The organism is Stenotrophomonas sp. Marseille-Q5258 (assembly GCF_946900935.1).
GTDB lineage: Bacteria > Pseudomonadota > Gammaproteobacteria > Xanthomonadales > Xanthomonadaceae > Stenotrophomonas > Stenotrophomonas nematodicola.
The window spans coordinates 141,115-158,633 of record NZ_CAMPPN010000006.1; the positions used below are offsets into that span (position 1 = coordinate 141,115).

The following is a 17,519-nucleotide window of genomic DNA, read 5'->3' on the forward strand; positions in this document are numbered from 1 at the left end:
TGCGCGGCGGCGGGTAAGATGCGGCAATGAACGCAACGACCGCCGAGTGGCAGCGCCTCATCGCCGACGGCCACGGGCCGGTGTACCTGCGCATCGTGCAGGCGCTGGAGCGCGCGGTCTGGTCCGGCACGCTGCGCCCCGGCCAACGCCTGCCGGCGCAGCGCAGCCTGGCCAGCGAGCTTGGCGTGGACCTGACCACGATCACCCGCGCCTTCAACGAGGCACGCAAGCGCGGGCTGATCGACGCGCGCGGGCCGTTGGGTTCGTTCGTGGCACCGCCGCAGGTCGAGCTGGCGCAGCTGGTCGACCTGAGCATGAACCTGCCGCCGAGCCCCGGCGGGAGCCAGGTGGCCGAGGTGCTGCGGCGCGGGCTGTCGTCGGTACTGACCCGCAGCGATGCCGGCAACCTGATGACCTACCACGTCGGCGGCGGCAGCGCGGCCGACCAGTTGGCGGCCGCCCAGTGGCTGAAACCCATCCTCGGTCGATGCGAGCCGGCACGGCTGGTGGTCACCGAAGGCGCGCAGGCAGCGTTGTCGGCGTTGCTGCTGGCCCTGACCGACGCAGGCGATACGGTGCTGTGCGAGCCGCTGGTGTACCCCGGCCTGCTGCACGCCGCACGGGTGCTGCAGCGGCGTCTGCAGGTGGTGGACAGCGACGAGCACGGCATGCGCCCGGACGCGCTGCGCCGGCTTGCCCGCACCACCGGCGCGCGCGTGGTCTACCTCAACCCGACCGCGCAGAATCCTACCGCACACACGCTGCCCGACGCCCGTCGGCGCGCGTTGGCCGAGGTGCTGCGCGCGCAGGAGCTGCATCTGATCGAGGACGACCCGTACTGGCTGCTTGGCGAGGATGCGCCTGCCCCGCTCGCGCTGCTCGCGCCCGCGCACACCTGTTACATCTCCACCCTGTCCAAATGCCTCAGCCCGGGGCTGCACACCGCATTCGTGCACCTGCCCGACGGCGTCGCCCGGCAGGCGGTGCTGGATGCGCTGCGCGCCGTCAATCTGATGGCACCGCCCCTGATGAACGCACTGGTCACCCAGTTGATCCTGGACGGCTCGGCGCAGGCGATGCTCAGGCTGGTTCAGGACGAGGCGGCCGAGCGACGCTACCTGGCGCGCTCCGCGCTGTCGCCCCGGTTTCTGCAGGCCTGCGCCGGCGTGCACGCCTGGTGCCGGTTGCCCGCGCACTGGACCGATGTCAGCCTGACCCACGCCGCCCGCCTGCAGGGCCTCGGCATCGCGCCGTCGTCGGCCTTCACGCCGGAAGGCGTGGCAATCAGCGATGCCGTACGGATCTCGCTGGGGGCAGCCGCCGACCGCCAGGCGCTGCATCGGGCGCTGCGCCAGCTCGACCAGCTGATGCACCTGCCTGCGGGCCAGGAAGCGACATGGACGGTGTGACCACCGCGCCGGGCGGAGTAGCATGTGCGCCCCCGCTGCGACGGCAGGCCCGTCGGCCTGTCCCCGCAGCACCGTCTCCGACCGCCACGCCATGACCCTTCCCAACCACCGCGTCCAGGGCCTCGACAACGACGAGGTGGCCCCCGACTGGCCCGCCATCGACGCGACCGAGATCGCCTGGCTGCGCACGCGCTTCCCTGCGTTGCAGGGGGATGCAGCGCTGCAGTGGCACAGTCCCCGCCCGCTGTCCGCTGCGGCCATCGTCGGCCGCGGCGCGGATGCGGTGTTCGTCAAGCGGCACCACGCCACCGTGCGCAGCGCCGCCACCCTGCAGGAAGAGCACGGGTTCATCGACCACCTCGCCACTCGGGGCGTTCCGGTGGCTTCACTGCTGCGTGACCGGGATGGCGCAACAGCGGTCGAGCATGCCGGCTGGACGTACGAACTGCATCGTGTGGGCCACGGCGCCGACCTGTATCGCGACGCACCGTCCTGGACACCGCTGACCGACGTGGGCCACGCCCGTGAAGCCGGCCGCGCCCTCGCAGAACTGCACCAGGCCGCTGCCGGTTACACCGCCGCCCAGCGCGGCACCCATCTGCTGGTGGCCCGCGACGACCTGATCCGTGCCCGCGACCCGCTCGCGGCGCTCGCCGCGCAGCTGGACGAGCGCCCCGCCCTCGCCGACTACCTGGCCGGCACCGCCTGGCAGGACGATCTGCAGCGCGATCTGCTGCCCTGGCATGCGCGCGTGGGCGTGCGCCTGGACCAGGAACCGCGATTGTGGGCACACAACGACTGGCACGTGTCCAACCTGCTCTGGCACCAGGACGTCACCGGCGACCGGGTCGGCACGGTGCTCGACTTCGGCCTGGCCTCGCCGACCAGCGCCCTGTTCGACCTCGCCACCGCGATCGAGCGCAATGCGATCGCCTGGCTGGACCTGGACGGCACGATGCCGGTCCGGCCCGATATCGCGCTGGCGCTGGTCGACGGATATCGGGCCGTACTGCCGCTGTCGGCGGCACGCGTTCATCTGCTGGCAGACCTGCTGCCGCTGGTGCACCTGGATTTCGCCCTGTCCGAGGTGGAGTACTTCCACGGGGTGACGCGGTCCACGCCCAACGCACATGTGGCCTACCGGACCTTCCTGCTGGGCCATGCGCAGTGGTTCGGCACGCCCCGCGGCACCGCGCTGCTGGCGGCGTTGCATGCCGCTGCCTGAACCCGTGCTCGCAAACGCGCGCCAATTGGTGTGAAATAGCCGCTGAAGCGGGGGTGCCTGGCAAAAACCAGGCTGAGAGAGTCCCTTGGAACCTGATCCGGTTTGCACCGGCGTAGGGAGCTTTGAGCAGTGGGCGCAGGGACCGTTGACGGTCGATGCGCGCGCGCCGTCGCTTCGTCTCCTTTTGCTGGCTGATGACGAATCGAATGAACCGCTGCTATTCCCCTGCGTTGCTCACCGTCGCATTGTGCGCCGCCCTGCCGCTGTACGCGGCCGAACCTGCCCCGGATTCCGCCGACCGCTCGCCGACCGAGCTGGCTGCGGTGCGCGTGCAGGCCCGCCAGCCGGCCGCCGATACCGCGCAGTCCACCAGTTTCGGCGCCGGCGACTGGAAGAGCACCCCGGCCTCGGTGACGCGGCTGGATCGGACGCAGATCGAACGCCGCCACCTGCGCACCCTGTCCGAGATCGGGACCCAGGACGCGTCGCTGGGCGACAGCTATGCCCCGGTCGGCTACTACCAGAACATCGCCATCCGCGGTTTCGCGCTGGATACCGCCACCGGGTACCGGTTCAACGGCCTGCCCATTGCCGGCGAGCAGCGGCTGGCGCTGGAGAACGTGCAGACGGTGGAGATACTCAAGGGCGAAGCCGGCCTCGCCGCCGGCGTGATGTCGCCCGGCGGCATCATCAACTACGTCGGCAAGCGTGCCGCAGACGTGCGCACGGCAACCCTCGGCACCGATGCCGAAGGCTCGCGCTATGCCGCTGTGGACGTGGGCCAGTGGCTGACGCCGCGTTTCGGCGTGCGGGTCAACGCCGCCTGGGAGGACACCGCCTCCTACATCGACCATGCCGACGGTCGCCGCATTTTCTATTCGGTGGCGGCCGACTGGCTGATCGGCGAGCGCGGCAAGCTCGAGGTGGACGCCAACTACCAGACCAGCGCGCAGCGTTCGGCCTCCGGCTACCAGCTGCTTGGCGCCACGGTGCTGCCGCGCGGCGTGGACCGGTCGCACATGCTGGGCCACCAGGCCTGGCAGCAGCCGGTGGGCATCGACAGCACCAACATCACCGCGCTGCACACCTATGACTTCAGCCCGGACTGGCAGTCGCGCGTCTCGGTCAGCCACAGCCGCACGGTCATCGACGACAACGTCGCCTTCGCCTACGGCTGCTACTACGCCGCGTCCTGCGCCGATGGCAGCGTGCCGGGCAACTACTTTGGTCCGGATGGCGCCTACGACATCTACGACTACCGCAGCCCGGACGACACCCGTCGCAACCAGGCCGCACGCGCCGAGCTGCGCGGCACCCTGCGGAGCGGCCGCGTCGAGCACGCACTGACCTTCGGCGCGGAGACCTTCCGGCGCACGGTGGACAAACGCCGCAACGTCAACGAATACGTGGGCACGGCCAACATCAACGACGCGCAGGTGCCGCAGTTCGCGCCGTCGCCCCGGCAGCCGGGCGCCTCGGCGCGCCGCCTGGACAGCCGGCAGAATGCGGTGTTCGCGCTGGACCGGATGCGCCTTGGCGACGACTGGGAATGGCTGGCGGGTGGCCGCTTCGTACGTCTCAACGAGCGCGCCTACAGCAAGGCCGGCGTCCCCGAACGCCACAGCCGGCTGTCGCGCTTCCTGCCGCAGACCGCGCTGGTGTGGAAGGCCACCGACGAGGTCAGTGCGTACGCCAGCTACGTCCGTGGCATCGCGCTGGGCCAGGAAGCCCCCTTCTGGACCAGCAATGACGGCACCTTCCTTGCACCGATGCTGTCGCGCCAGGTCGAGGTGGGCGTCAAATTTGCCTCCGCCGATGCGCTGACCCTCGGCGCGGCCCTGTTCCGCACTACCCAGCCCTACCAGTACGCCATGCCGGACCGGAGCGACGCCGGCTTCACGTTCGTCCAGGCAGGACAGCAGGTCCACACCGGACTGGAACTCACCGCACAGGGCCACCTGACCGAGCGGCTTGAACTGAACGCCAGTGCCAGTGTGCTGCAGGCGCGCGCGCACGATACCGGCACTGCGGCCCACGAAGGCCATCAGCTGGTCAACGTGCCCAAGGTGCGCGCCACGGTGCATGCCGATTACCAGGTGCCGTCCGTGCCGGGTCTGGGCGTGACCGGCGGCTGGCGCTATGCAGGCGCGAACGTGGCCACGGTCGACGGAGCGGTGCGTGCACCGGCCTACCACGTGTTCGACGTGGGCGTGCGCTATCGTCATCTGCTGCGCGAGCGGCCGGTGACCTGGAACCTCACGGTCGACAACGTCACCGATCGCTTCTATTGGCGCGATACCGGCAGCAGCGCCGGCGACTACTACCTGTTCGCCGGCGCACCGCGCCAGGCGCGCCTGTCGGTGACGTTCGGGCTGTGAACGCCGCCGTGCTCGAGTGGACGGCGGCGATCGTCAGCATGGCGGGCGTCGCCATGATGGGGCGCCGCTGGATGATCGCCTGGCCGGTCGGCCTGCTGTCGGTGGCCCTGTATGCGCTGGTCTTCATCGAGGCCCGCCTGTACTCGGACACGCTGCTGCAGGTGGCCTTCGGCGCGTTCCTGGTCTACGGCTGGCTCAGCTGGCGCCGGCATGCGGTGGAAGACGGTGCGATCGTCATTGCGCCGCTGTCGGCTCGCCATGCGTGGCGCGACCTGGGCATCGGCGTGGTGTCCGGCATCGCGCTGGGTTCGGCAATGCACACCTTCACCGATGCCGCCCTGCCCTGGCTGGATGCGCTGCTGGCCGCACTGAGCCTGGTGGCCCAGTGGTGGCAGGCGCGCCGGCACGTGGCGGCGTGGTGGCTGTGGATCCTGGTCGATGTCGTGTACGTGGGCATGTACCTGGTCAAGTCGCTGCACGTGACCGCCGTGCTCTACTTGGTCTTCGTCGGCCTTGCGGTGATGGGCCTGCGGGCCTGGTCCGCCGCCGCTGTTCCGCCGGCGCCCCTGGCAGCGCGACACCGCTGAGCAGGGGCCGGCGGCGCCGTGCCGGCCGGCCCGGCCAGGCGTCCCCACAGGGACGCCTCCGCCGCGAGCGAGGGCAGGATCACCAGGAGGTGATGCCGGGCATGCATTGCGGTCCCCCGGTCAGCTGCGCGCGGCATCGGGCCGCGCGGTGTGCGGGTACCCTGCCGCGAGCAGGGCGGCCAGCAGGACGCTTTCATCGCGTTCCGACTGGACCTCCACCGAGCGCGCGGACGGATCGGTTTCGATGCGGGCCCGAGGATCGGCATCGAGCAGCGCGCGGGTCACGGAATGGGCGCAGCCGCCGCAGGTCATGTTGGGAATGTGGAACTGGAACATCGTGTCTACCTGTTGAGTGAAGGTGTCCGATCACTCTCCGGCCTGACAGCATGGCAATGTCAACGGTTTTTCCGTGTGCCGGTGCGGCGTGACGGCACCGGCGCATCGACGCCGAACAACGGCGCTCTGCGCGCCGCCGGCGGCGTCTGCGCCACCGCGTCGACGGCCGGTTCGGCCAGGTCGGCGATGATCGGGCAATCGGGCCGGTCATTGCCGTGGCAGTGCTCGGCGAGGTGTTCGAGAGTGCCGACCATCGCCTGCAGTTCGTCAATCCGCGCCTTCAATCCGGCCACATGCGAGAGTGCCATCGCCTTTACATCGGCGCTGGCGCGGGTGCGGTCGCGCCACAGCACCAGCAGGTCGGCGATCTGTTCCACCGAGAAGCCGAGGTCGCGCGCACGCCGGATGAAGCGCAGGCTGTGCGCGTCCTGGGGACTGTAGTGGCGATAGCCGGCCTCCGAGCGCAGCGCCTTCGGAATCAGGCCGATCTGTTCGTAATAGCGGATCATCTTCGCCGAGACGCCGGAAAACTGCGCCGCTTCACCGATGTTCATGGCTTCACCCTCTCGTGGACCGTTCAGAGGGTACCGGCTCGCGCCGGTACATGGGGCGCCTGGAAGCGCTTGAGACGCAACGCGTTGCCCAGCACGAACACGCTGGACAGCGCCATCGCGGCCGCCGCGAAGATCGGCGAGAGCAAGGTGCCACTGATCGGATACAGCGCACCGGCGGCCACCGGAATCAACAGCGCGTTGTAGGCGAACGCCCAGAACAGGTTCTGTTTGATGTTGCGGATGGTCGCCTTGCTGATCGCGATGGCATTGGCCACGCCGCGCAGGTCGCCGGAGATCAGCACCACGTCGGCCGCCTCGATCGCCACGTCGGTACCCGACCCGATCGCCAGCCCGACATCGGCCGCGGCCAGCGCCGGGGCGTCGTTGATGCCGTCGCCCACGAACGCAACGCGCATGCCGGTGGCACGCAGCTGCTGCAGCGCGGCGACTTTGCCGTCGGGCAGCACCTCGGCCACCACGTCGTCGATGCCGAGCTGGCCGGCGATGGCGGCAGCGGTTGCGGCATTGTCACCGGTGATCATCTCGACCTTGAGTCCGATCGCATGCAGCGCGCGGATCGCCTCGGGCGTGGTCTCACGGATCGGATCGGCAACCGCGATCACCGCCGCGAGGCGGCCGTCGATGGCCGCGTACAGCGGACTGCGGCCCTGCGCGCCCAGGCGCCCGGCGGTGGCGACGAACGCCGTGACATCCAGTCCCAGCCGGGTCATGTAGCGGTCCGCGCCCACCGCGACGCTGCGGCCGGCCACCGTGGCCGAGACACCAAAGCCCGGCACCGCATCGAAGTTCCCGACCGCGGCCAGCGCCAGATTGCGCTGCCGTGCGGCGGCCACGATCGCCGCGCCGATCGGATGCTCGGACTGCGTCTCCACCGCTGCCACCAGGGCCAGCACCTCGTCGGAGGCGAAGCCGTCGGCGATCTCCAGATCGGTCAGTTCCGGACGCCCCTTGGTCAGCGTACCGGTTTTGTCCAACGCGACCACGCCCACATCGCGCAGGGCCTGCAGCGCCTCGCCCTTGCGGAACAGCACGCCCAGCTCGGCCGCGCGGCCGGTGCCGACCATGATCGAGGTCGGCGTGGCCAGCCCCATCGCGCAGGGGCAGGCGATGATCAGCAACGCCACCGCGTTGACCAGCGCGAAACTCAGCGCCGGTGCGGGCCCGAACAGCAGCCACACCACGAACGTCACCACGGCGGCGGCCATCACCGCCGGCACGAACCACAACGTCACCTTGTCCACCAGCGCCTGGATCGGCAGCTTGCTGCCCTGCGCCTGCTCGACCAGGCGGATGATCTGCGCCAGCACGGTGTCCGCGCCCACCTGGGTGACCTCGAAGCGGAACGCACCGGTGGTGTTGATCGTGCCGCCAACCACGCTCGCCCCGGCCTGCTTGGCCACCGGAACCGGTTCGCCGGTGATCATGCTCTCATCCACGTAGGAGCTGCCGTCGACCACCGTACCGTCCACCGGCACCTTCTCGCCCGGCCGGACAAGCACGACATCGCCGGTCACCACCTGGTCGAGCGCGATCTCCTGCACCTGGCCATCGCGTTCCACCCGTGCGGTCCGGGCCTGCAGCCCGACCAGGCGCTTGATCGCCTGCGAGGTACGCCCTTTCGCGCGTGCTTCCAGTACGCGACCGAGCAGGATCAGCGTGACAATCACGGCCGCGGCCTCGTAATAGATGTTCGCGGTGCCGGCCGGCAGCACCTGCGGTGCGAATGTCGCCACCAGGGAATAGCCATACGCGGCCGCCGTACCGACCGACACCAGCGAATTCATGTCCGGCGCGCCCCGCAGCAGTGCCGGGATGCCCTTGCGGAAGAAGCGCAGGCCCGGCCCGAACAGCACCAGCGTGGTCAGCACGAACTGCACATACGCGTTGGTCTGTCCGCCCAGGGTGTGCTGCACCCAGTGGTGCAGCGCTGGAATCAGATGGGCGCCCATCTCCAGCACGAACACCGGCAGGGTCAATGCCGCTGCCACTGTCAGCGCACGCCGCAGCGAGCGGTCCTCCGCTTCGCGGCGTTCGGCGTCCTCGTCGGCCGACTGCGTGGTGCCGGCCGACACCGCCTGGGCGACATAGCCCGCCCGCTCGACTGCCGCGATCAGGTCGGCAAGGGCCACCGCGCCGTCCAGGTGGCGCACCCGCGCACGCTCGGTGGCGAGGTTGACGCTTGCCTCCAGCACTCCGGGCACCGCCGTCAGCGCACGCTCGACGCGACCCACGCACGACGCGCAGGTCATCGCCTGGATCACCAGTTCAGTGGTGGCGGCGCGCACCTTGTAGCCGGCATGCTCGATCGCCGCCGCAACCGCCGGTGCATCGGGCACACCCTCAAAGGTGATGTCCGCGCGTTCGGTGGCCAGGTTGACCGACGCCTGACGGACGCCCGCGACCGCGGCCAGCGCGCGCTCGACCCGGCCAACGCAGGACGCACAGGTCATGCCGTCGACGGGCACGCTGATGCGCACGCTCGCGGACGGGTCGACAGGGGGAGCAGGAGTGGCGCTGGGCGACATGGCGGCCTCGGAACGGGATTCGGGAGATCAAGGGTAAAGATTCCCATCATGGGAAGGTCAAGCCCGTCCCTGCCCGGCCGCCATTCGTCCCACAGGGGCCTGCATTCGGCCCCGGCCCAATGACGGCGGGCCTCGCCGGGCGGACACTGGCCCCTGAACAGATGGCCCGGAGGCCGAGGACACACCGCCATGAAACGACGCGACTGCCTGAAGGCCGGACTGGTACTGCCGCTGCTCCCCCTGTTGTCCAAGACCACCGCCCCCCTTCCACCCCGCCTGCCGAGGGTGCGTCCGGGCAGCGCGGGCTGGCCGTGCGATGCCGAGTGGGCGCGACTGTCACGGGCCGTCGGCGGTCGTCTCTCCCTTCCGCAGTCGCCCTTCCTTGGGGACGCAACCGCGCGCGCCGAGGCCCTGGCCCAGATCCACAACCCGTTCTACATCGGCGACCAGCCGGCACTGACCCAGACCAGCGGCTACTACGGCGCCTGGCGTTCGGTGCCCAGTGCCCGGGCGATAGCCGCGACCAGCAGCGAAGATGTTGCCGCAGCGGTCAATTTCGCCCGCCGGCACCGGCTCCGGTTGGCGATCAAAGGCGGCGGACACAGTTACCACGGTACCTCCTGCGCCCCCGATTCGCTGCTGGTGTGGACCCGGGCGATGAACCAGGTGGAGGTGCACGACGCGTTCATCCCGCACAACGCGCGGGCGGGAACTGCCGCCGAGCCTGCCGTGAGCCTGGGCGCCGGCGCGATGTGGATCGATGCCTACGATGCGGTCACCACCCGGCGCGGTCGCTACGTGCAGGGCGGTGGCTGCACCTCGGTGGGCGTGGCCGGTCTGGTTACCGGCGGTGGCTTCGGCAGTTTCTCCAAGGCGTACGGCAGCGCGGCCTCGCACCTGCTGGAGGCTGAGGTGGTGACCGCCGACGGCCGTGTGCGGGTGGTCAACGCCGACAATGACGCCGAGCTGTTCTGGGCACTGAAGGGGGGCTGCGGCGCGAGCTTCGGCGTCGTCACCCGCCTGACCCTCCGCACCCACGCGCTGCCGGACACCTTCGGGGGCGTTTCGCTGGCGGTACGGGCCGACAGCGATGGCGCCTGGCACGACCTGGTCGTGGAGATGCTGCGCTTCTACCGCGACGCCCTGTGCAATCCGCACTGGGGCGAGCAGATCGCGTTCCGCGGCGAACGCACGCTGCGCGTCTCGATGGTGGTCCAGGGGCTGGCCAAGGACGATGCGGAGGCGGTCTGGGCGCCGTTCCTGGCGTGGCTCCAGGCGCGTCCGGCCTATCGCATCGTCGAGCCCCTGCAGGCGCTGTCACTGCCGGCCCGCCACATGTGGGACGCGGCGTTCTTCCGCGCGCACGCCCCGCAGTTCATCGCAGAGGACACCCGCGCCGACTCGCCGGCACAGCACATGCTGTGGAAGGGCGACCAGGGCCAGGTAGGCTGGTTCCTGCACGGCTACGCCTCGGTCTGGCTGCCCTCGGACCTGCTGTCAGACGCCCGGCGTACGGCAGCGGCCACCGCGATCTGTGCCGCTGCCGCGCACATGGACGTGGAACTGCACTGCAACAAGGGGCTGTTCGGCGCGCCCGCCGGGGCGCTGGCCGCCGCGCGCGATACCGCCACCCATCCGGGCGTTCTGGATGCCTTCGCCCTGGCGCTGATCGGCAATGCGGGCGGGCCGGTGTATCCCGGTTGCGGCGGCCAGGTGGACGAAGACCGCGCGCGCTCGGGCGCCGTGCGGGTGGGCCGTGCCTACGCCGCCCTGCGCGACGTGGCGCCCGACCCGGCCACCTATGTCTCCGAGTGCGACTACTTCCAGCCGCAGTGGCAGCAGGCGTTCTGGGGGCCGCACTACCCACGGTTGCTGGCCGCCAAGCGCCGCTACGACCCGGAAGGCCTGTTCGTGATCCATCACGGTGTGGGCAGCGAGGACTGGAGCCCGGATGGCTTCATCCCGCAGGGGTAGCGTGTGCGGGACGCGGTGGGTCCGTTCGCTGCAGCGTTCCCGGCCGCCCGCTTGTTCGCAACGCTCCCGTCCGCCGCTGCAGTGTGCCCCCGGGTTTTGTGCGATGCCGCCGCTGCCGCGCTGAAGGTGGGCATTGCCGGTCTCCAATGAGCAGTCCTGCACCGGTGCATTCCAGATACGCCGGCCTGCCCCGCAACGGCACGTGCCATGCTCGGCACCTCATCCCAACCGGAAGGTGTCGCGCATCATGGCCCAGGTCCAGATCGTTTCAGACGGCCCCAACTACCGTCACCAGATCCACAGCGGAGCGCATGCACTGGTTGCCGACGAACCCGCCAGTCTGGGCGGCCAGGGCGCCGGCTTTGCCCCGTTCGACCTGTATCTGGCCGCGCTGTCGGCCTGCACCGCGATCACCCTGCGCATGTATGCCGAGAAGAAGGGCTGGGAGCTGGGCGAGTTCCGTGCCGAACTGAGCTCGCGTCGCGACGCCGCCGACCGGCTGGTGGTGCACCGGGTACTGCACGCCAGCGCGCCGCTCACCGATGCGCAATGGGCGCGGCTGCTGGAGGTGGTCGAAAAGACGCCGGTCACGAAAGTGATGCGCGAAGGCGCCACCATCACCAGCGAACGCGGCGTCTGACGCCGCGGCTTGGCGGAGAAGAATGGCCCGGCACGCCGCTCCCAGATCGATGACGGGGGAGACATCTCGCTGTGAAAGCGGCGGGCCGGGACAAGGGGGTGCGCACGGCGTGCACAGGCAGGCCGGTACGCGGAAGGAAGGGGACCGGAACGTGTCTCTGCGCTGGGCCAGCGCGATCAGCGCGGTGTGGCCATCCCCGACAGTTCCACACGGCGGTTCGGCGCCAGGCAGGCGATCAGGGCCTTGCGTCCTGCCGAATCGCATTGCACCAGCGGGTTGGCCTTGCCACGGCCTTCGGCGATGATCGCCGCCGCCGGCACGCCCCCCTGCACCAGTGCATCGCGGACGGCCTGCGCCCGGCGCTGCGAGAGATCAAGGTTGTAGGCATCGGTGCCGATGCGGTCGGTGTATCCCAGCACCTGGATGGTCTGCACCTGGCTGGCGCTGCGCACCTGCGCCAGCAGGCCCTCGATGCTGCGGCGCCCTTCGGCGGTGAGCACCGCGCTGTCGAAAGCGAACAGCGCATCGGCCGACAACCGCAGTGGCTCGGCGGGCATCACGACCGGGGCCGGCGGCGGCGGCGGGGCCGGCGGCTGCAGGACCGTCGCGCAGGCAGCCGGTTTCCAGTGGCTGTCCTGGGCGATGCCCTTGTTGTCGAAGGTGACCATGAACTGGCAGGTGAAGTAGTCACCGCCGGGCGTGCTGCGGAAATTGAACAGGTAATTCCATTCGCGCACCCCCCACATGCCCTCGCCGAAATGCGGCGTGCCGAGCAGGCTGTAGAGCTGACGCTTGCTCATGCCGCGCGCGAACAGGCGCAGGCTGTCGATGTCCACGAACAGCCCTTCCTTCAACGTGGCCTTTCGCGGGTCCGGGAACGCGGGGGCATCGGGCGCTGCGCTACCGGCCTCCTGCATGCCCGGACCGTCGGCCTTGCGCCCGTGGCTGGCGCAGGCACTGAACAGCAGGACCGCCAGCCCCAGCGACAGCGAGCGCAGCAGCGGTGACATGGATGTGGATGATGTGGACATGCGATCCCCCTGGATAGGTGCAGGTAGCCAGCCGCTGGAGCGCCGGCGGGTGCCGGCGCCCACGGCGATCACCACTGGATGCCGGCGCCCACGGCGACACCGCCGTCGCCGCGACTGTTGGTCGACCCGCTGAACTTGTAGATCCAGCGGCCGCCTTCGGAGACGCCCGAGATGCCCACCGCCACCCCGGATTCGCCGTTGAAGCTGCCGGCGGCCAGCGAAGCCATGCTGCGACCGGCCTCGTAGGGCTGCGGCAGCGCCGCCACCGCCATCGCCGAGGCGACACCGGCCGAGGCACGGTTGTCGGTCTTCTGCAGGTTGCGGTCGAACGAATCCATGCGCTGATCGGTATACGCCTTGGACCAGTCGAGCGTCTGGCTCAGCCCCGAGCGCAGCTGGTCCACATTGACCGCATCGGTACCGGCAGTGCCGGCGGCGACGTTGCGCACGGTGGTCGGGCCGGTAGCGGTGCTGCCCAGGGTCACGCTGTTGAGGTTGGTGGTGCCGTTGACGTTGGTGTCGTAGCGCAGCGTGCCCTGCTGCGAGGCCTGCAGCTGGCGCACGTTGACCGCGTCGGTGGCCTGGCTGCCATCGGCGACGTTGGCAATCTGCCGTTCCGCACCCACGCTGCCCACCGACACGGTATTGGCCCGGTTGGCCACCGAGCCTGCGCCCAGCGCCACCGAGTTGTCCGCCTGCGCGCTGGCCCCGTTGCCCAGTGCGGTAGCGCTGCTGCCTGCTGCCGTGGCCCCGGCACCGCCGGCGGCGGCATTGGCGCCGGTGGCCGACGGCTGTGCCAGCCCTTGGGTGTTGTTGACCTGGAACATGCCCGACGTGCCATTGTTGATGTTGGTGATCTGCGTGTCGGTGTAGGCCTTGGACTGGTCGATGGCGTAGTTCACGCCGTTCTGCAGCTGGCCGACATTGACCGCGTCATAGCGCTCGGAGCCATCGGCCACGTGGGTGACCTTGCGCTCCGCGCCGCTGCTGCCCACCGCCACTTCACCCACCGAGCTGCTGGCGCCGGCGGCACCGTAGGCGCCGGTATAGCCGCTCTGCGCCCCCACGCTTGCCACCGAGCCGCTGCCCAGAGCGATGCTGTTGTCTGCCGAAGCGCTGGCGCCATCGCCCACGGCCACGCTGCCCGCACCGCCGGCGCTGGCCAGCGGTCCGATCGCCACGCTGTTGGCGCCGCTGGCGGCGGCGCCCCGCTTGAGCGAGTTGACCTGCACATACGGGCTGCCGGCACCCGGCTGGATCTGGTCGATGCGCGTGTTGAGCGTGGTCAGCGACGCATCCACCGCTGCGAAGGCCGTTGTGACGTTGCTGTAATCGTTGCCGACCACGCTGCCGTCGGTGGAAATCGTGGAGATGCGGAAGGTCGGCGCAGTCCAGATGCCCGTGTTGCCGTCAAAGCTCGTGGTGCCGCCGAAGTAGCCGACCAGCGCGTTGTTGGTCTGGAACAGCTGGTTGCCGGTCACCGCCGCGCGGCTGCCGGCCAGCACGCTGCCGTCGGCGAGGTTGTCCAGGCCCACCGCCGCACCGGTGCCGTCACCGGTCAGGGTGATCTGGTTGGTGGCATTGCCCGAGGCATCCACGTCGTACTTGACCGCCAGCTTGTCGATGGTGTCGGTCTGGTCGGCCACGTTGGCCAGCGACTGGCTGACCGCATCGAATGCACTGCCGACGTTGTCGTACGTGCCCGGGGTGACCTGCCCGTTGGTGGCGACCTGGTTGATCGTATAGCTCGGCGCGGTGAGCACCCCGCTGGCATCCACCGCGGCACCGCCGCCCAGGTGGGTGGCCACGGCCTGGTTGGCCGCGAACAGCTGGGCGCCATTGATCGCTTCGGTGCTGAGGGCACCCACCACACCGGCGCCGATGTTGCGCAGCGTGGTCGGCCCGGTCCCGTTGCCGAGCGTGGCGCTGGCGAAGTTGAGGCTGCCGTCCGGATTCTCGTCATAGCGCAGGGCCCCCTGCTCGGACGCCTGCAGCTGCCCCAGGTTCACCGCATCGGTGGCCTGCGTGCCGGCCGCGACATTCACCACCTGACGCTCGCTGCCCACCGCACCCACCGAGACCGTACCGCTGCGGTCGGCCACCGCCCCTGCGCCCACTGCGATCGCGTTGGCCGCCGTTGCCGTGGCGCCCGTGCCCACCGCGATGCTGTCCAGACCGGCGGCGCTGGCGTCGATGCCGGTGGAATTGACCTTCAGGTAGCGGCTGCCTGCGCCGTTGCGGATATCGGTGATCTGCGTATTGAGATTCACCAGCGAACCGTCCACCGCCGAGAATGCGTCGGTGGCGTTGTCATACACGCCCTGCGCGACCGCCCCGGTGCTGGAAATGGTGCTGATCTGGAAACTCGGCGCCGTCCATGCACCGGTCGCCGGATCATAGGCGGTGAGGCCGCCGAAGTAGTCCACGATCGCCGTGTTGGTGCCGAACAGCTGGTCGCCCGTGACCGCTTCGGTGCTGCCCGCCGCCACCGCACCATTGGCCAGGTTGCCGAGCGTGGTGGTGCCGGTACCCTCGCCCAGCGTGATCCGGCGATAGTTGGCATTGCCGGCGCCGTCGTCGTCGTAGGTGACCGCAAACGCACTGACCGCATCGATCTGCGAGATCGCGCCCTGCAGCTGGGCCACGTTGACCGCATCGTTGGCCGCGCTGCCGGCGGCCACGTTGGTGATCTGCCGTTCGCCACCGGCAAAGCCCACCGACACTTCACCGGCCGAGACCTGCGCAGTGGTCAGCCCGTAGGCGCTGTAACTGGCCTGCGCGCCACGGTTGGCGGCCGAGCGATAGCCCAGCGCCACACTGTTGGCCTGGCTGGAGGTGGCTTCCGCGCCCAGGATGGTCTGGCCGTTGGCCGTGCCGCGGGCACTGTCGCCCACCACCACCGAATGGCCCATGCGGGCGGCGTAGTCCGCCGTGGGTACGCCGGTCGGATCGGTCGGGTCGTTCACCCCGTTCCCCGGGAAAGCAATATTGGCGTCCTGGCGCGGCAGCTCATGTCGCGCGTTGGCGCCGATCACCACTTCCTTGGAGCCGTTGGCGTAGGCGCCATCACCCACCAGCACCTGGTAGTCCTGCGCCGCGTTGACCGCCCAGCAGTCCACGGTCGCCACCAGCAGGTTGACGCAGGTGTTGGACCACGCCGGCGAGCCGTCCGGCAGCAGGAGTCCGAGCAGACCGTTGGGCTTGCCGTTGTTGATATTGAAAATGTAGCTGTCGGAGGTGACACCGCCGATCAGCGTCAGGTGCGAGGCACCGCCGGTGGAGGCGTTGCCCAGTCCGTCGAGCAGCGTGCCGACCGGGGTCAGATTGACCGTCGGAATGCCCAGCACGTTGGTCACCGAGTACGTCTGCATGACGTTGGCGCTGCTGACCGCCAGGTTGCCGTTGCGCACGTAGCCATCGCCACCGAGCAGGCCCTGCGCGGTCGGCCCCACCAGCTGCGACAGCGAACCCACCAGCCCGCCGGTACCGATGACCAGGCCGGCATTGGGATCGGCGGGCGCCGGTCCCTTCGGGCTGCCCGGCGGGAGCGCGGTCGGGGCCGGCAGCACAGTGCCCACCACCGGCTGGAGAATCCCGCCGACCGTGTTGCCCACGCCGCCCAGCAGGTCACCCACGGTGCCACCGACACCATCGAGGACGCCGCCGACGGTGGTGCCCACACCGTTGAGCAGATCGCCCACCCCGCCGAGCAGGCCGGTCGGGGCAAGCGTCATCGAGCTGGTCTGTCGCGCGGCGGCCGAGACGTCCACGAGCTTGGGATTGCGGTCGGCCGCATCCACCCCGTGGCCCAGTGCAGCCACCTTGACGCCGCCCGCGGCGGTGGCGGCCAGCGAGGCGGCCACCGTGTCATGCGCAGGGGGGGCGTCCGCCTGCGCCAGGGCATCCACCTCCACCGTGACGTCGGCATCGACAGTGGCCACCGGCGTTGACGCCTTCACAGTGGCAGCGCTGTTGACCGCCGCCGTCACAGCCGCCGCGCCAGCGCGCGGTGCCAGGCCTGCGGCGGCCGTGGCCTGTACATCGACCTGCGCCTGGGGAGCCGCCGTTACGCCTGCCGCCTGCACGCCCGCGGCGGCATCAACCTGCACCCCCAGCCCCTGATGCGGCACCGGGACCGTCGGCGCGACGCCAAGCGTGGCCTTCGCCACCGGCGTGTCAACGCGTACATCCACGCCCAACCCGGCCAGCGTGTCGCCGCTGCCAGGCAGCGCGATGCGCCTGGGCAGGGACAGCTCCACCTTGGCAGCAGCCGGTGCGGCGACGTTGCGGGTGCCGAGGGCGAGATTCACATTGGCCTGGGCGCCGAGCGCAGGCGAGGTGTCGCGGGTATGCGTGACGGCTGCCAGCGCGGCCTCGGCGTCGATCTTGACCGGCAGTGGCGCGTACTTGGCGGCCAGTGCCTGGAGATCGTTGAGTGTCTGGCTTTCGCCGGCCCATGCGCCGCCGCTGCACAGCGCAAGCGCCAGGCCGATCGACAGGGCCGACAGCGGCACGCGAAGGTGCACGCGGACCGGGCCCGCCGCCAGACTGCCACGCGAGGTGGCGATTTCCGAGACGACCACCAAGGCCTTCAGTTGATGGTTCCAGACCAGACGAAAGATGCGATTCATGACGGTATTCCCCCGTTTGACGATCGATGCGGACTGCGGCGTCCATGCCTCTGGGCACGTGGGACCCATTACAGTCGCCGCGTCGAGCGCCGCGCACTTCATTCCGGCACGCCAACAGCGGGTTCCGGCAAAGCAACGGGGAAAACCGGCAGGCGAATGCGCAAATACGGCAGAAAGCCACCGGAATCCCTTGCAGGGCGGCGGCTTG

Annotated in this window: 11 protein-coding genes and 1 riboswitch; of the genes, 6 read left to right on the top strand and 5 right to left on the bottom strand. The window is 70.0% G+C overall.

The features are described from left to right. The first annotated feature begins 26 nt into the window (after positions 1-26). From OC534_RS04830 to pnuC, 4 genes are all read left to right on the top strand, one after another. Positions 27-1,409, top strand: coding sequence for a PLP-dependent aminotransferase family protein (locus OC534_RS04830; RefSeq protein ID WP_262071479.1), 1,383 nt, complete (start codon positions 27-29; stop codon positions 1,407-1,409). A gap of 91 nt (positions 1,410-1,500) precedes the next feature. Continuing rightward, the gene (locus OC534_RS04835) at positions 1,501-2,634 is read left to right on the top strand and encodes a phosphotransferase (RefSeq protein ID WP_153164035.1); all 1,134 of its coding nucleotides are present in this window, start codon (positions 1,501-1,503) and stop codon (positions 2,632-2,634) included. A 39-nt stretch (positions 2,635-2,673) separates the two neighbouring features. Beyond that, positions 2,674-2,770, top strand: a riboswitch (TPP riboswitch). 70 nt (positions 2,771-2,840) lie between these two features. Next, entirely contained in the window at positions 2,841-5,012 is a 2,172-nt protein-coding gene (locus tag OC534_RS04840) for a TonB-dependent siderophore receptor (RefSeq protein ID WP_153164034.1), read from the top strand. Then, positions 5,009-5,599 carry a nicotinamide riboside transporter PnuC gene (gene pnuC / locus OC534_RS04845; protein ID WP_262071480.1) on the top strand — a complete coding sequence of 197 codons (591 nt, stop codon included), beginning with the start codon at positions 5,009-5,011 and terminating at the stop codon, positions 5,597-5,599. Before OC534_RS04840 ends, pnuC begins: the two co-directional genes overlap by 4 nt. Before the next feature lie 120 nt (positions 5,600-5,719). On the opposite strand, the gene OC534_RS04850 is transcribed toward pnuC, so the two are convergent. Genes OC534_RS04850 through OC534_RS04860 form a run of 3 tightly spaced genes read right to left on the bottom strand, consistent with a single transcriptional unit; the run spans position 5,720 to position 9,035 of the window. Continuing rightward, entirely contained in the window at positions 5,720-5,935 is a 216-nt protein-coding gene (locus tag OC534_RS04850) for a heavy-metal-associated domain-containing protein (protein WP_017356205.1), read from the bottom strand. 59 nt (positions 5,936-5,994) lie between these two features. After that, complete coding sequence (cueR, locus tag OC534_RS04855) at positions 5,995-6,489, bottom strand: Cu(I)-responsive transcriptional regulator (RefSeq protein ID WP_153164032.1); 495 nt, start codon at positions 6,487-6,489, stop codon at positions 5,995-5,997. A gap of 23 nt (positions 6,490-6,512) precedes the next feature. Beyond that, positions 6,513-9,035, bottom strand: a complete 2,523-nt coding sequence (locus OC534_RS04860; RefSeq protein ID WP_262071481.1) for a heavy metal translocating P-type ATPase — start codon at positions 9,033-9,035, stop codon at positions 6,513-6,515. Between the two features lie 189 nt (positions 9,036-9,224). On the opposite strand from OC534_RS04860, the gene OC534_RS04865 reads away from it, so the two are divergent. Beyond that, positions 9,225-11,009: an FAD-dependent oxidoreductase gene (locus OC534_RS04865; protein WP_262071482.1), complete on the top strand. Its 1,785-nt coding sequence runs from the start codon at positions 9,225-9,227 to the stop codon at positions 11,007-11,009. A 247-nt stretch (positions 11,010-11,256) separates the two neighbouring features. Then, complete coding sequence (locus tag OC534_RS04870) at positions 11,257-11,649, top strand: OsmC family protein (RefSeq protein ID WP_026070789.1); 393 nt, start codon at positions 11,257-11,259, stop codon at positions 11,647-11,649. Positions 11,650-11,825: 176 nt separating this feature from the next. Here OC534_RS04870 and OC534_RS04875 read toward each other — a convergent pair whose 3' ends face one another. Beyond that, positions 11,826-12,659, bottom strand: a complete 834-nt coding sequence (locus tag OC534_RS04875) for an OmpA family protein (protein ID WP_017356200.1) — start codon at positions 12,657-12,659, stop codon at positions 11,826-11,828. Positions 12,660-12,748: 89 nt separating this feature from the next. Beyond that, complete coding sequence (locus OC534_RS04880) at positions 12,749-17,311, bottom strand: YadA-like family protein (RefSeq protein ID WP_262071483.1); 4,563 nt, start codon at positions 17,309-17,311, stop codon at positions 12,749-12,751. Positions 17,312-17,519 lie beyond the last annotated feature (208 nt).